The organism is Xanthomonas sp. NCPPB 3959, from assembly GCF_056675575.1.
The window spans coordinates 157,408-172,583 of sequence record NZ_JBWWVR010000005.1 but is presented as its reverse complement, the minus strand read 5'-3'; the positions used below and the strand labels follow the sequence as shown (position 1 = coordinate 172,583).

12 protein-coding genes are annotated in these 15,176 nt (G+C 65.0%); 7 read left to right on the top strand and 5 right to left on the bottom strand.

Annotation, left to right across the window (positions count from 1 at the left end; translation table 11 throughout):
• Position 1 precedes the first annotated feature (1 nt).
• From AC1KVG_RS08160 to AC1KVG_RS08150, 3 genes are all read right to left on the bottom strand, one after another.
• On the bottom strand, positions 2-1,072 hold the full coding sequence (locus AC1KVG_RS08160; protein ID WP_055828255.1) for an alpha-ketoacid dehydrogenase subunit beta: 1,071 nt from the start codon (positions 1,070-1,072) through the stop codon (positions 2-4).
• A complete protein-coding gene (pdhA, locus tag AC1KVG_RS08155; RefSeq protein WP_023902343.1) occupies positions 1,065-2,153 on the bottom strand; it encodes a pyruvate dehydrogenase (acetyl-transferring) E1 component subunit alpha in 1,089 nt (362 codons plus the stop codon). The genes AC1KVG_RS08160 and pdhA overlap by 8 nt, the downstream gene beginning before the upstream one ends.
• 176 nt (positions 2,154-2,329) lie before the next feature.
• Positions 2,330-5,911: a lamin tail domain-containing protein gene (locus AC1KVG_RS08150; protein ID WP_481094062.1), complete on the bottom strand. Its 3,582-nt coding sequence runs from the start codon at positions 5,909-5,911 to the stop codon at positions 2,330-2,332.
• Between the two features lie 259 nt (positions 5,912-6,170).
• Here AC1KVG_RS08150 and AC1KVG_RS08145 point away from each other — a divergent pair, with 259 nt between their 5' ends.
• The 3 genes from AC1KVG_RS08145 (at position 6,171) to AC1KVG_RS08135 (ending at position 9,461) form a co-directional block, all read left to right on the top strand.
• Positions 6,171-7,064, top strand: coding sequence for a tryptophan 2,3-dioxygenase (locus AC1KVG_RS08145; RefSeq protein ID WP_104592210.1), 894 nt, complete (start codon positions 6,171-6,173; stop codon positions 7,062-7,064).
• A 259-nt stretch (positions 7,065-7,323) separates the two neighbouring features.
• Positions 7,324-8,844, top strand: a complete 1,521-nt coding sequence (locus AC1KVG_RS08140; RefSeq protein ID WP_168959082.1) for a peptide MFS transporter — start codon at positions 7,324-7,326, stop codon at positions 8,842-8,844.
• 11 nt (positions 8,845-8,855) lie between these two features.
• The gene (locus AC1KVG_RS08135) at positions 8,856-9,461 is read left to right on the top strand and encodes a thioredoxin family protein (protein WP_481094061.1); all 606 of its coding nucleotides are present in this window, start codon (positions 8,856-8,858) and stop codon (positions 9,459-9,461) included.
• 232 nt (positions 9,462-9,693) lie between these two features.
• Here AC1KVG_RS08135 and AC1KVG_RS08130 read toward each other — a convergent pair whose 3' ends face one another.
• Entirely contained in the window at positions 9,694-10,182 is a 489-nt protein-coding gene (locus AC1KVG_RS08130) for a MarR family winged helix-turn-helix transcriptional regulator (protein WP_006448740.1), read from the bottom strand.
• A 122-nt stretch (positions 10,183-10,304) separates the two neighbouring features.
• Here AC1KVG_RS08130 and hppD point away from each other — a divergent pair, with 122 nt between their 5' ends.
• The 3 genes from hppD to hmgA all read left to right on the top strand — a co-directional run bounded on the left by hppD (position 10,305) and on the right by hmgA (position 13,436).
• Positions 10,305-11,420, top strand: coding sequence for a 4-hydroxyphenylpyruvate dioxygenase (hppD, locus tag AC1KVG_RS08125; protein WP_481094060.1), 1,116 nt, complete (start codon positions 10,305-10,307; stop codon positions 11,418-11,420).
• Positions 11,421-11,703: 283 nt separating this feature from the next.
• On the top strand, positions 11,704-12,096 hold the full coding sequence (locus tag AC1KVG_RS08120) for an endonuclease domain-containing protein (protein ID WP_183086625.1): 393 nt from the start codon (positions 11,704-11,706) through the stop codon (positions 12,094-12,096).
• A 35-nt stretch (positions 12,097-12,131) separates the two neighbouring features.
• Positions 12,132-13,436 (top strand): homogentisate 1,2-dioxygenase, encoded by a 1,305-nt coding sequence (hmgA, locus tag AC1KVG_RS08115; protein ID WP_481094059.1) that lies wholly within the window; start codon positions 12,132-12,134, stop codon positions 13,434-13,436.
• Between the two features lie 318 nt (positions 13,437-13,754).
• On the opposite strand, the gene AC1KVG_RS08110 is transcribed toward hmgA, so the two are convergent.
• Entirely contained in the window at positions 13,755-14,300 is a 546-nt protein-coding gene (locus AC1KVG_RS08110) for a hypothetical protein (RefSeq protein ID WP_481094058.1), read from the bottom strand.
• A 181-nt stretch (positions 14,301-14,481) separates the two neighbouring features.
• Between AC1KVG_RS08110 and AC1KVG_RS08105 the strand changes: the two genes are divergently transcribed.
• Positions 14,482-15,108: a lectin gene (locus tag AC1KVG_RS08105; protein ID WP_481094114.1), complete on the top strand. Its 627-nt coding sequence runs from the start codon at positions 14,482-14,484 to the stop codon at positions 15,106-15,108.
• Positions 15,109-15,176: the final 68 nt, after the last annotated feature.

Sequence of the window (15,176 nt, the reverse complement as noted above, 5' to 3'; positions counted from 1 at the left end):
GTCAGCCGGCGGCCACCGCGCGACGGGCGGCGGTGACGATGCGCTCCACGCTCGGCAGGTACTTCATCTCCAGCCGGAACAGCGGGATATGCGTGTCGTAACCGGTAACGCGTTCGACCGGCGCGAGCAGGTCGTACATGGATTTTTCCGCCAGCTGCGCGGCGATCTCGGCACCGAAGCCGGCAGTGCGCGGGGCTTCCTGCACGATCACGCAGCGGCCGGTTTTTGCGACCGATTCGGCAATGGTGTCGAAGTCCAGCGGGCGCAACGTGGCCACGTCGATCACTTCGGCGCTGATGCCTTCGCCGGCGAGTTTGTCGGCCGCTTCCAGCGCTTCTTTCACCTGCGCGCCCCAGGTGACCAGGGTGACGTCGGTACCGTCGCGCAGCACGAAGCACACATCCAGCGGCAGCGCTTCGCCATCGTTGGCGACCACTTCCTTGTACTGGCGATAGATGCGCTTGGGCTCCATGTAGATCACCGGATCCGGGTCGCGGATCGCAGCCAGCAACAGGCCGTAGGCGCGCTGCGGCGAAGACGGCAACACCACGCGCAAACCGGGCACGTTGGTGAAGATGGCTTCGTTGGCTTCGCTGTGGTGTTCCGGCGCGCGGATGCCGCCGCCCCACGGCACGCGCAACACCATCGGGCAATGCAGGCGCCCGCGGGTGCGGTTGCGCAGGCGTGCGGCGTGGCAGATCAGGTGATCGACCATGGGATACACGAAGCCGTCGAACTGCGCTTCGGCCACCGGCTTCATGCCTTGCGCGGCCAGGCCAACGCTCAGCCCGGCGATGGTGGTTTCGTCCAATGGCGTGTCCAGCACGCGCGCACTGCCGAAGCGCTGCTGCAGGCCGGCGGTGGCGCGGAACACGCCGCCGTTGACGCCCACATCCTCGCCCAGCACCAGCACCGCAGGGTCGTGTTCCAGCTCCCAGGCCAGCGCCTGGGTGATGGCTTCGATCAGGGTGATGGGCGAACTCATGGCAGTCTCTCCGCGCGTGGCTGCGGCGTTGTAAGGCGCACTGGCCTGCTGGGTGGCGGCGATGTGCGAATGGGTGTGCTCATCCATGACGGGCCTCCAGCGCCATCACTTCGGCACGCTGGGCCAGCAACTCGGCCGGCGGGTCGCCGTAGAGATAATCGAACATCGCTTCGACCGGCTGCACCGGGGTGTTGAGATAGGCGTTGACCTCTTCGTCCACGCGCGCGCCGCACTCGGTTTTCCAGGCGGCTTCCTGTGCGTCGTCCCACAGGCCTTGCGCGGTGAGATAGCGGCGCAGGCGCAGCAGCGGTTCGCGCGCCCAGCCCTGCTTGACCTCTTCTTCGCCGCGGTAGCGCCGCGCATCGTCGGCGGTGGTGTGGTCGGACAGGCGATAGGTCAGGAATTCGATCACCGTGCCGCCGTCGCCGGCCAGTGCACGCACGCGTGCCTGCCGCATCGCTTCGAGCACGGCAACCAGATCGTTGCCATCCACCTGCAGGCAATGCAGGCCGCCGGCCAGGCCTTTCTGCGCCAGCGTCTGCGCACCGGTCTGCGCCGAGCGCGGTACCGAGATCGCCCAGCCGTTGTTGATCACGCACAGGATCAGCGGCAGCTTGTAGGCGCCGGCCGAATTGAGCGCTGCGTAGAAGTCGGTTTTGGAACTGCCGCCATCGCCGCAGCAGGCCACCGCGACCTGCGGCTTGCCCTGCAGCTTGAACGACAACGCGGAGCCGGCCGCATGCAGGCACTGGGTGGAAATCGGCACGCAGATCGGGAAGTCGATCGCCGCATCGGCATCGCGCGGATAGTCGCTGCCGCGCTCGTCGCCGCCCCAGTACAGCAATACATCGCGCGGGCGAACGCCGCGTTCGAACATGGTGCCGTACTCGCGGTAGCTGGGCGCGAACACATCGCCGCGGCGCATCGACGCACCGATGCCCACATGCGTGGCTTCGTGGCCTAGCGAGGCGGCGTAGGTGCCCAGCTTGCCGGTGCGCTGCAAGGCGACCGATTTGCTGTCGAAGGTGCGCACGAACAGCATGCGCTTGAACAGGGCGAGCAACTGTTGCGGATTGGCGGCATCGGCCGGCAGGTCGTCGCGGACCCATTGGCCGTCCGCGTCCATGTATTGCAGATATTCGATCTCGAACTGCGCGGCTACGCTCATTGCGGCGACACCTTCACCAAGAAGTTTCAAATGATATGAGTTGCGATGTTAAGGACCACGCAGCAAAAGGCTGTCCTGCACCGCAGCACACAATGATGCTGGGTTGCACAAAAAAAAGGGCGCGGACTAGGCCGCGCCCTTTGTTGCAGTTCAAACTGCGACGTGTTGCACTGCGATCAGCGGCGGCCAGCGCCTCCACCGATCGGAGTGACGATCAGCGCAGCATTGTCGGCCGGGTTGGCATCGGGCGAGATCGAACTGGCACTTGCCTGCACCCGCACCGCGCCTTCAACCGGGATCGGCTTGGCCGCCACGGTCAGCTGGAACGCGGCCTGCGCGCCCGGCTGCAGTGCCGCGGCGGTGCTGCAGACGAAGATCGCGCTGCGCAACGACTGCAATTGCTTGGCACACCGCCAGCCGCTGGGCGGCACCAGCAGCGACAACGCCGACACCGTATTGCCCTCGATGCGCACATTGACGCCGGTGGCCGGTGCGTTGCCGCGGTTGTCCAGCAATACCCGGTAAGTGGCGTTGAAGGCGGTGGTCGGCAGCGTGGCGGGGCCTTCCAGACGCACTGCCAGATCGCTGCGCAGGCGTGGCTGCACTGCCACTGCGGCGGTGTCGGTGTTGTTGTCCGGCTGCGGGTCGGGCGTTTGCGAGGCAACCGAAGCGGCCAGGGTGAGGGTGCGTCCGGCCAGTTCCGCGCCAGCTTCAACCTCCACTGCGAAGCGCTGTGCATTGCCGGATGCCAGCGAGGCGATGGTGCAGGTGACCACCGTCTGGGTGCCGGTTTCCGGCGGTTGGCAGCTCCAGCCCGGTGCGGCGGTGACGCGTGGGCTCACCGCGGCATCGAAGGCCAGTGCTACCGCTGCAAACGCTGCGTTGTCGGGTCCACGGTTCTCCACATCCACACTGAAGTCGATACGCTCGCCTTCGGTGACTTGCGCGCGTGCGGCGTTCACCACCACGCCCAGGTCGGCGCGCAACGCTGGCGTCATGCGCAACAGCACGATGGTGGGATCGTGATCTGAAAGACGCGTAGGCGTGTTGGCATCGTTGCGCGCGGTGCCGGGGAAATCGGCATTGATGCGCGCGTGGCCCACCGACAACGCGGCGATGTTCGGTGCACGCATCAGCGCCTCGTTGGCGATGATGTGATCCAGCGATTGCACGTTGCCGTCGAAGGCGTACGAGTAACTCTGATCGGGCGTGTTGAACCAAGTCAGGTCGGTGTAGTCCGGGTTGACCAGATCCACGCCATCGCCGTTCACCACGGTCTGCGCATCCGGCGCCGGCCTGCCGGTGACGGTGCCCATCGCATCCACATAGCCGTCGTTGAACTCGAAGGCGTTGAAGTCACCCATCACCAGCACCTGTTCGGCCGGGTCGAGCTGCTGACGCGTCTGCAGTAGACGCGCCAGATACTCGGCCTGGGCCTGGCGCTTGGCGCGGATGCGGGTGCCGCCGGCATCGTCGGTCTCGGCGCCGTTGAGCGAGCGTTGATGCACCACGATGGCGGTCAGCGGCAGCACGCGGCCATCGGCCTGGTGCACCTTGGCGGTGAGCACCAGCGGCGGGCGATCGTTGAGCAGGCTCACGCCGCCACTCGGCTCGGTCCAGGTGGTGGTCTTGCCTTCCTGGGCGATGGACACCACTTCCACGCGCGGCACGCCGGCCGACACCGCGCCGGTCTTGACCAGGAAGCCGACATCGATACCGCCGACGTCATTGCCTTCCTGCAGATAGGCCACGTATTGCGGATCCGGCTGGCCGGCTGCCACCGCATCGGTGTTGATGCGGGCAGCCAGCGTCTGCAGCACGCTGATGTTTTCCACTTCCACCGTGCCCAGGATGTCGGGCGTGTGCAGGTAGTTGCGGATCGCCAGCGAGGCCTTGTTGAGGCGGGCCTGGAACGCGGCCGGGGTGAGCACCGGTTCGCCGATCGCCGGGTCGTTCTGGTCGTCGAAGAAACGCTCCATGTTGTAGGTGGCCACGGCCACATCGTCGGCCTGCGGCCTCGGCGCCGGGCGCGGTTGGTCGGCACCGTTGCAGTTCACCTGCGGGGTGCGTTCCGGATACAGCGTGTAGCGGCGGAAGCTGTAATCCAGCGGGCCGGTGACATCCAGCACGACGCAACCGGACGCCAGATCCAGCCGCTCGGCGCCCACGCCGGCACTGCCGACCGCGATCACTTCCGGGTTGGTGTTCCAGCGCGGCACCCCAGCGGGCGAGCCGGCCGGCAGCGGGTCGGGCAGTTGCACGCCCGGCTCGCGAAAGGCGCGCGGCACACCGGTGACCACGGCATGGAACACGCCATTGCTGGTGGCAGTGGCGCTGGTCTCGTTGACGCTGCCGCCGGTGGGCGCATTGACGGTGAGGCTGGCGGCGGTGACGCGCATGCCCTCCAGCGCTTCGAGCTGGTCGTAGGCGCCGTTCGGGTTGGGGAAGTTCGCGCTCAACGCCACCGGCATCGGCAACGGGTTGCCGGTGGAATCCAGCAACACGGTCAAGCTGCCGCCGATCTCGGTCAATGGCGGCTGGGTCGGGTCGGCGGTGGGCACGTATTCGATCACCGTGCCTTGTACGCGCACCCGGTTGCCGATGGCAGCGGCGTCCGGCGGGGCGCTGCCGGTGTAGACGTAGACGCCTTCGGACGTGGTCGGGTCGCCATCGGTTTCGGCATCCGCTGCCTGCAGGAAGAAGCCGGCGCTGCGGCGGGCAGTCACGATGCCCGAGGTGGCGACCACCTGGCCTTCCAGCGGCGAACGCGCACCCTTGCCCTGGATGGCGTGGATCGGCAGCAGGCTGAAGTCGTCGTTGAGGATGGTGCCGGTGGCGCTCAGCGTGGCCGGCAGCGCGCCGGTGAGGCCGCTGATCTGCAGCGCAAAGGTCTCATCGGGCTCGGGGGTGGTGTCGCCCAGCACGTCCACCGCGATAGTGGCGCTGCGTTCGCCGGCGGCAATCTGCACGCTGGTTGCAGGCAAGGCCACGTAGTCGCTACCAGCCACAGCGGTGCCATTGGCGGTGGCGGCGGTGAAGCGCACACCGCCCGCACCGGCTGGCTGGCTCAAGCTCAGCGTGAACACGAAGCTGCGGCTGCCGCTATTGCCTTCGGCCTGGCTGACATCAGCCAGCGTGGCGATCGGCTGGCCGCCGCCGCTGCACAGGCGTGCGCCGCTGGCGCTATTGCGCGGGGCCGGCGCGCCGGTGGCGAAATCGGCCGCGTTGTTGTCGGTATCGGTGCAGCCTTCGCCGCCGCGCAGCACCGCCAGCGTATTGCTGGGGGCCGGCGTGGGTGCATTGCCTTCGGCGCAGCTGGCATTGCTGCCGTAGCCGACCAGGTCGGCATTGCCGGTGGGGCAGGCGCCGCTCAACGCGGCAGCCGTGCTGCTCAGTGCCACCTTGCCGGCGGTACCGCTCATGGCGGTGGTGCCGGTGGCATCGGGCGTGGGCAGCGCAACGCTGCCGCCGCTGCCATCGGCCTGCTTGACCAGGTAATAGCCGCCGGCCGGCACGTTGCCCGCCAATGGCGTGACCTGCCAGCTGCTGCCGGCGGCCGAGGCGTATTGCACCGACCAGCCGTCCAGGCTGACCGTGGTGCTGCCGGTGTTGTGCAGCTCGATGAAATCGCTGCGGAAGGTGGCACCGCTGTTGCCGCCACCGCCGTAGACCTGGCTGATGACAACCTGGGCATTGGCGTGGCCGGCAACCGCCAGCGCACAGAAAAGTAAGGCTGCACGACGCTGCAACACATGCATGAGATGAGAGTCCCCTGGTCCTTGAGACGTGAAACGCTCCCCTGGTCCGGCCACGTCCCTGGCCGGCAGCGCCGTTTGATTCTGCATGAATTTGCAGGCTTAGGTTGACCATATGGTTACACCGGCGCAGTGGCTGCGACTGCGCGGCCGGCGGCCCCATCCAATCCCGACTCTCGATTCCCCAATCCCGATTCCCGATCCGGCTGCCAACCCGTCGCCAGCGCGCTACCCTGGCCGACCCCATCGTCAGCGCTACGCCATGCCCGTCGACAAGAACCTGCGTGACCTGGAACCCGGCATCCACACCGATCTGGAGGGGCGGCTGACCTACGGCGGTTATCTGCGGCTGGACCAGTTGCTCTCCGCGCAGCAGCCCTTGTCCGAGCCGGCGCATCACGACGAGATGCTCTTCATCATCCAGCACCAGACCTCCGAGCTGTGGCTGAAGCTGCTGGCGCATGAGCTGCGCGCGGCGATGGTGCATCTGCAAAACGATCAGGTCTGGCAGTGCCGCAAGGTGCTGGCGCGCAGCAAACAGGTGCTACGCCAGCTCACCGAACAGTGGTCGGTGCTGGAAACGCTCACCCCGAGCGAGTACATGGGGTTTCGCGATGTGCTGGGCCCTTCTTCCGGCTTCCAGTCGCTGCAGTACCGCTATATCGAGTTCCTGCTCGGCAACAAGAACCCGCAGATGCTGCAGGTGTTCGCGTACGACCCGCAGGGCCAGGCGCGGCTGCGCGAGGTGCTGGAAGCGCCCAGCCTCTACGAGGAATTCCTGCGCTATCTGGCGCGTTTCGGGCATGCGATTCCGCAGCAGTACCAGGCGCGCGACTGGACCGCCGCGCATGTGGCCGACGATGCATTGCGTCCAGTGTTTGAGCGCATCTACGAAAACACCGACCGCTACTGGCGCGAGTATTCGCTGTGCGAGGACCTGGTGGATGTGGAAACCCAGTTCCAGCTCTGGCGCTTCCGCCATATGCGCACGGTGATGCGGGTGATCGGCTTCAAGCGCGGCACCGGTGGGTCGAGCGGTGTGGGGTTTCTGCAGCAGGCGCTGGCGCTGACGTTTTTCCCGGAGCTGTTCGACGTGCGTACGTCGGTGGGCGTGGAAAACCGCGCTCCGAGTGGTGGTGAGGCTGCGAAGGGTTGAGGAAAGAAGCTGAAGCTGGCAGAGCTGACGTTGGTCCGCTGGAGCAGAGTCCGGTCGCACGCAAGGCGAGGGGTTGGGGTGAGGGTGCCAGCGTCATCCTGTGCCATCTCCACCAACAAGCTCCCCAATCCAACCCGCCGGCATCGCGCTCCCGAGTCCGGCGAATTTGACGTGAACATGACGTCTAAGTGATCCTCGCGCGTCGCCCAGGGCTCGCCCTGGTGCACCCAGCCATCACTGAATACGCAAGGGACACCTCATGAGCGTTGACGCTACTGCGCCGACTTCCGCTACCACTCCGCCGCAGCCGCCTGCGCCTCCCGAGTTCCCGACACTGCTCGGCCACCCCCGGCCGCTGTGGATGCTGTTCATGACCGAATTCTGGGAACGCTTTGCGTTCTACGGCATTCGTTGGGCGCTGGTGCTGTACATCGTGGCGCAGTTCTTCAACGGCGATGCCACCGGCCAGGCGCCGGCCGGACGCACCTACGGGGCCTATCTCGCGCTGGTATACGCGGCGGCGATCTTCGGCGGCTACGTGGCCGACCGCGTGCTCGGTTACCAACGCTCGATCCTGGTCGGTGCGGCGGTGATGGCCACCGGCCTGTTCCTGATCGCCATTCCCGACCACACCATGTTCGAGATCGGCCTGGCCACCGTGGTGGTGGGCAACGGGTTGTTCAAACCGAACATCTCCACCATGGTCGGCAAGCTGTATTCGGTGGCCGACCCGCGCCGCGACAGCGGTTTCACCATTTTCTATATGGGCATCAACCTCGGCGCGATGATATCGCCGGTGCTCACCCAGTTGCTGGCCGAAAAGGTGTTCGGCACCCAGGCCATGCCGTCTTACAAGATGGTGTTCATGGCCTCCGGTGTGGGCATGCTGATCAGCCTGGTGTGGTTCTGGATCGGCCGCGCGCAGCTCAAGGGCATCGGCGCACCGGCGCCGAACGCGCAGGGCATCGGCCGCGTGTTGATGGTGTTGGTCGGCTGCGTGCTTGCAGTTCCGGTGGTGTACTTCCTGCTCGCGGTCGGCGCGGACGTGTTGCAGATCGTGCTGACCGTGTTGTTCGTCGGTCTGTCGGTGATGCTGTTGGTGGAAGGCATTCGCGAGGGCAAGGTGCAGCGCGATAAGGTGATCGCGATGCTGATCATCTTCGCTTTCAACGTGCTGTTTTGGATGTTCTTCGAACAGGCCGGTAGCTCGTTCACCTTCCTGGCCGACAACATCGTCGACCGCGGCTTTGGTGACTGGACCTTCCCGACCGCCTGGTTCCAGTCGGTGAACTCGATTGCCATCATTACGCTGGCGCCGATCATTGCCTGGATCTGGGTCAAGTCCGGCCGCTTCAATCCCTCGATTCCGCGCAAGTTCGGCCTGGGCCTGTTGTTCAACGGCCTGGCGTTCTTGCTGCTGATGTTTGCGCTGTCGAGCCTGGTCAACGATGCTGGCAAGGTGCCGTTCTGGACCTTGTTCATGGTGTATGTGATCCAGTCGGTAGGCGAGTTGTGCCTGTCGCCGATCGGCCTGTCGATGGTGACCAAGCTGGCGCCGGTGCGCCTGGTCGGTTTCGGCATGGGTGGCTGGTTTTTGTCTACCGGCATCGGCAACAACCTGTCGGGCATTTTTGCCGGGCATGTCAGCGGAAGCGAAGGGATGAGCGTGTCCTCGGCCCTGAGCGGGTATACCTTCGGGTTTTGGGCGCTGCTGGGCGCCGGCGCGGTGCTGTTCCTGATCGCGCCGTTGATCAACAAACTGATGCATGGTGTGAAGTGAGGAGAACCGCAATGCCGATGAAATCCACTGTCTGTGGCCCGCTGCTGGCGGGCGTGCTTTTCACAAGCTTGTTGAGCGCCTGCGGGCAGCCCAGCGAGCAGCAGGAGGCGCCACGGCCGCTGGACACCTCGATGCAGAAGCCGCCCAGCGCCGATCCCAGCCAGCCGGTGTCGTCGGGCAATACGCCCACCGCTGCAGATATTGCCGCCGCCGCTGCGCTCAACGCGCAATACGACCCCTCGCGCGATCCGGCCGCAGATCTGGAGACCGCCAAGGTCGAGGCCAAGCGCGGTGGCAAGCGCATCGTGCTCAACGTCGGCAATGCGGCCTGCGAGCCGTGCAAGGCGCTGGACGAGCTGATGGGCGGCGATGCCGAGCTACGCAGCTTCCGCGATGCGCACTTTGTGGTGGTCAAGGTCAACCGCGATGCGGCCAACGAGAACGCCGCCTTCCTGTCGCAGTTCGCGCAACTCAACGACTACCCGTCGCTGCTGGTGCTGGATAACGACGGCAAGCCGCTGACCCTGCAGTCCGGCCCGGAGCTGCGCAAGGGCAAGGGCTACGATCGCAAGAAGCTGTTCGACTTCCTCAAGCAGTGGGCGCCGCCGCAGGCGTGATGCTCGCTGCAGCGTCATGCAAACCCCCGCGCTGTGGGTAGCGCTGTTCACTCAGGCCTCTGATCGAGTCTTGGCGACTCGGCGCAGTGCCCAAGCGCAATAAAAAACGGCGCTTCACCGCGAAGGGAAGCGCCGTTTTGTTGACCGAACCGCACGGCCGCGCTGCATGGATTGTGAGTGGTCTGCGCCAACACGCCGATCACTCGCACCGCCTCTCAATCGTGCGAGAGCCTCACTCCTTACCGGCCATGCGCGGCAGCCCATCCTTGGCCAGCCGGTCGATCAGCTTTTCCAGGATCTGCTGTTCCTCGGCGCTGAACACCGACATCAGCCGCTGCTCCATCTCGTTGACCAGCGGGGCGACGGTCTCGTACACCTGGCGTCCGGCCGGCGACAGCGCCAGCATCGAGCGGCGGCGGTCGTCGCCATGGGTTTCGCGGCGGATGAAGCCACGCTCCAGCAGGCGCGCCACGGCGCGGCTCACTGCAACTTTATCCATCGCCGTGCGGTCGGAGACTTCACTTGCCGAGGAACCCGGATACAGCGCCAGGATGGTGATCACCCGCCACTCGGGAATGGCCATCCCGTAACGATCACCGTAGACCTTGGCGATGTTGCTGCTGATGCGGTTGGACAGCACGCTGAGGCGATACGGCAGGAACTGCTCAAGGTTGAGCAGCACAGGATGTTGCGGCGGAATGGGGGCGTCGAGATCGCTCATGTTGCACTGTGTCTTGATTTTGGTTTCATTTGCAACTACAAACCGTGGGTGGCCTGCACATTCTCGCGGGTCTTCTGCCACCCCGCATAGCCCTGCGGATGGCCCAGCGTGGAGAAACGACGATGAATGCACAACCGAACACCCCCATCAGCCGCCCCGATCCCGGCATGCAGGTCACCACCTTCGACAATCCGATGGGGATCGACGGGTTCGAATTCGTCGAATTTGCCGCACCCGCCGGCCAGGTGGCGCAGCTGCACGACTACTTTCGCAAGATGGGCTTCAGCCCGGTGCTGCGTCACCGCAGCCGCGCCATTACCGTCTATCGCCAGGGCGGGGTCAACTTCCTGCTCAACGAAGATCCCGATTCGTTTGCCGCCGATTTCGCCGCTGCGCATGGCCCGAGCGCCTGCGGCTTTGCGATCCGCTTCCGCACCCCGGCCGAGACCGTGCTGCAGACCGTGCTCGGCAATGGCGGCGAAGCGGTGCAGGACAAGGCAGAAACGCGCGCAGTGCCGGCGCCGGTGGTCAAGGGCATCGGCGATTGCATGCTGTATCTGGTTGACCGCTATGGCGATGCGGGCAGCATCTACGACGCCGACTACGAGCCGATTCCGGGCGCCGACCAGCACCCAGCCGGCTTCGGGCTGACCTTCATCGACCACCTGACCCACAATCTGTACTTCGGCAACATGCAGCGCTGGTCGGACTATTACGAGCGCCTGTTCAACTTCCGCGAGATCCGCTATTTCGACATCAAGGGTGCCAAGACCGGGCTGGTGTCCAAGGCGATGACCGCGCCGGACGGCATCGTGCGCATTCCGCTCAACGAGTCCTCCGACCCCAAGAGCCAGATCAACGAGTATCTGGACGCCTATCAGGGCGAAGGCATCCAGCACATCGCCTGCTTCACCGACGACATCTACACCAGCGTGGAAAAGATGCGCGAGGCGGGCGTGAGCTTTCTCGACACGCCGGACACCTATTTCGACGTGGTGGACCTGCGCATTCCCGACCACGGCGAGGACGTCGCACGCCTGCGTCGCAACAAGATCCTGATCGATGCCGATGTGGACACCAAGCAGCGCAAGTTGCTGCAGATCTTCACCACCAACTGCATCGGCCCGATCTTCTTCGAGATCATCCAGCGCAAGGGCAATGAGGGCTTTGGCGAAGGCAATTTCCAGGCGCTGTTCGAGAGCATCGAGCGCGATCAGATGAAGCGTGGGGTGCTGTAAGTCTGGGATTGGTGATTCGCTATTCGGGATTTGTGGTTGGTGCCATTAATTGCGTCGGTGCGGGTTTGAGTGGCACTCGTTGTGATGCCGAACGCCGCAGCTTGTTAAGTCAGGCGCAGCTTTGGTATGGATCAGGCGAATTACGCAGACAAGTCGCATGTAGCAGCCAATTGCGCGCGCGCCAAGCAACGCATGTGTCTGACAACACAGAGTGATGAAAACGTACGTTGCTGAAGCCCCTCTCCCCACGGGAGAGGGGTTGGGGTGAGGGTACGGTGGAACGATGAAAATCAAACCACCATTACCCACCGTCGCACTCACCAACGCGCGTGCGTTACGCACGGAGATGACAGACGCAGAGCGCGCACTTTGGCGCTGTCTACGCAGCAATCAGCTACAAGGTTTCAAGTTCAGACGTCAGCATCCGATTCCGCCGTACATCGCAGATTTTTGTTGTATCGATGCGGCGTTGGTTGTTGAACTGGATGGATCGCAGCACCAAGCATCCAGCGATCAGGCAAGGACGCGGTGGCTGCAATCGAAGGGATGGACAGTGCTGCGCTTCTGGAACAACGATGTGTTGTTTTCGCTGGATGCGGTGGTTGAGACGATCTGCAAGATGGTCGCTACGCCGTACCCTCACCCCAACCCCTCTCCCGGTGGGAGAGGGGCTTAATTCCAGCCCCTGTGGGGGCCAGTCCGGACGCACCCATGCACAACGACCAGCGTTACATGACCGGCTTCGGCAATGAATTCGCCAGCGAGGCAGTAGCCGACACCTTGCCGGTCGGCCAGAACTCGCCGCAGCGGGTGGCGCACGGGTTGTACGCCGAACAGTTGTCCGGCACGGCGTTTACTGCGCCGCGCGGCGAAAACCGGCGTAGCTGGCTGTATCGCATCCGCCCGGCGGCGGTGCATGGCGCGTTCTCGTTGATCGAGCAATCCGCCTTCCACAACGACTTCGGCAGCGGCCCGGTGCCACCGGACCAGCTGCGTTGGAGCCCATTGCCCTTGCCGTCCACGCCGACCGATTTCATCGATGGCCTGTACACGATGGCCGGCAATGGCGGGCCGGAGGCGATGTCCGGTGTTGCCGTGCATCTGTATGCGGCCAATGCCTCCATGCGCGATCGCTTCTTCTACGATGCCGATGGCGAGCTGTTGCTGGTGCCGCAACTCGGCCGCCTGCGTATCCACACCGAGCTGGGCGTGCTGGAGCTGGAGCCGCAGCAGATCGGGGTGATACCGCGCGGTGTGCGGTTTCGTGTCGAGCTGCCCGATGGCAGTGCACGCGGCTATGTCTGCGAGAACTTCGGCGGCCTGCTGCGCTTGCCGGACCTTGGGCCGATCGGCTCGAACGGGCTGGCCAACGCGCGTGATTTCGAAACACCGCATGCCGCCTACGAACAGCGCGAAGGTGCGTTCGAACTGGTGGCCAAATTCCAGGGCCATCTGTGGCGCGCAGACATCGATCACTCGCCGCTGGACGTGGTGGCCTGGCATGGCAACTACGCGCCGTATCGCTATGATCTGCGCCGCTTCAACGCCATCGGCTCGATCAGCTTCGATCATCCGGACCCCAGCATCTTCACCGTGCTGACCTCGCCCAGCGACACGCATGGCACCGCGAACATGGATTTTGCGATCTTCCCGCCGCGCTGGCTGGTGGCGCAGCACACCTTTCGCCCACCGTGGTTCCATCGCAATGTGGCCAGCGAGTTCATGGGCTTGGTGCACGGCGTCTACGACGCCAAGGCCGATGGCTTTGCGCCGGGTGGCGCGTCGCTACACAACTGCATGAGCGGTCACGGCCCGGACGCGCCAACCTTCGACAAGGCCTCGCATGCCGATCTCGCACGCCCTGATGTGATCACCGAAACCATGGCCTTCATGTTCGAGACGCGTGCGGTATTGCGTCCTACCGGGCAAGCGTTGCAGGCGGCGCATCGACAGGGCGATTATCAGCAGTGCTGGTCGGGCTTGCGTGCGGCCTTTCAGCCACCGTCCTCGGAATGATGCGGTGTCAGAGCGGCTGATAAGACGCCGCGAGCGCTCGGCAGGCGGGTGCGGGTAGCGCGCGAGACTCTCGCCCTCCCGGTCGCGCCGTTGTAGCGTGCGCTGGACGGCGTTTCGGTACGGCCAGTGGCGTGGAATCGCTCGCCTTGCTGGACAAAACGGTGCGCACGAAGGGAAGACGCCGCATTGAGCAATGACCGTGCCGGCTGGCGGTGAGCAGCAGTGGTGATGTCGATCGCTTCAGGCCCTTAGCTAGCCCAGGGTGATATCAGGGCGCACCGCTCGCGCTACGCGTCGCTGCTGGATACCGCTGGTGGATCATGCCGCCTGCAACGTATCCGGCAGCAACTCGCCGATGCGTGCACGCACGCGTTCGGCATAGGTTGCCGAGGTGATCTGCGGCAGTTCGCGTAGCGCCTCGGCAATGGCGGCACCGATGGCGTCTTCCGCGCGCGCGGCCTGCAGCTGACGGTGCAATGCGGCAGCGGCGGGATTGCGTTGCAGTTGCAGGATGTCGAGCAGATACAGCCGTGCATTGGTGGCCGCACGCCGCCGCTGACGCTGCAAGTCTTCTTCGGTCTGCTGCGCATCCGCCAGTTGCACGGGCACAGCGGGCGTCGGCTCAGTCGCAGCGGACGTGCCGGGCGCGCTATCCGCGCCTGCACCCGCTTCACCCAGCTGCAGATATCCCATCGCACACAAGGTCTGCACCAGCGTGGCATCATCGCCGCCCAGCAACTGCGCCAGCGTCGCCAGGTCGCGCTGCCCATCGGCCAGGATCAGGGTGCGCCGCTGCAGCAACGTGAGGGGGCTGCGGTGCGACTGCAGCGCGGTGACAGCGAGTTCGGTCTTGCGTGGGGTCATGGCGGCAGTCCTGCGAAGCCGTCAGCGTGACCGCAGCCAATGAAGCGCCGATGACACCGGCAAGACGCAATGGTCACACCGGCAATGGTCACAGCGTTCTGCACATCACCGCGCTGCGCGCTGTGTAGGCTGTCGCGGAGCCATAAGGAACGCACGCATGACATCCAGACTGCTTGGTTTGATGGGCGCACTGCTGTTACTGGCCGGCTGCAACCGCGCCGACGATTCCAAAATCACTGTTGAGGCAGCTAGCGCGGAGCAAGTGCCTGTCACCGCAGCCCCCAACGACCAGCCGCCTGGCGAGGTGCCACCGGCCACCGCGCCCGCCGGCACGTTTCCGCCGCAACTGCGTCAGGACCCGGCCGCACTCGCGCGTCTGGACGGCTACGGCGATCTGCGTCTGGGCATGGAGGCGGCGCAGGTGCGTGCTGCCTGGGGCGGCGACTTGCGCGGCGAAGCGGCAAGCGATGGCGGCTGTTATCTGTTGCGGCCGCAATGGGCCGACGATGCACGCCGTTTCGGTTTCATGTTCGAGGGCGACCACTTCGTGCGCTATCAGACCAGCGAGCCCAAGGAACTCGCACCCGGTGGCGGCAAGGTCGGTATGACAGTGGCGCAGCTGCGCGCGCTGTATCCCGATGGCCTGATCGAGCAGCCGCACAAATACATCCCCGGCGCGCTCAGCTTGCGCTTTGCCGATGCGGCGGCACAGTCGGCGCTGGTGTTCGAAACCGATGCCCAGGGCAGGGTGACCAACTGGCGGGTAGGGCAGCTGCCGCAGGTGGATTATGTCGAAGGCTCTGGCTGAAGCGCTTGCCGGATCGCGTTCGAACGCCTGGTGCCGCTCAGTCGATCACCCGCCTTTCGAGGCCTAAG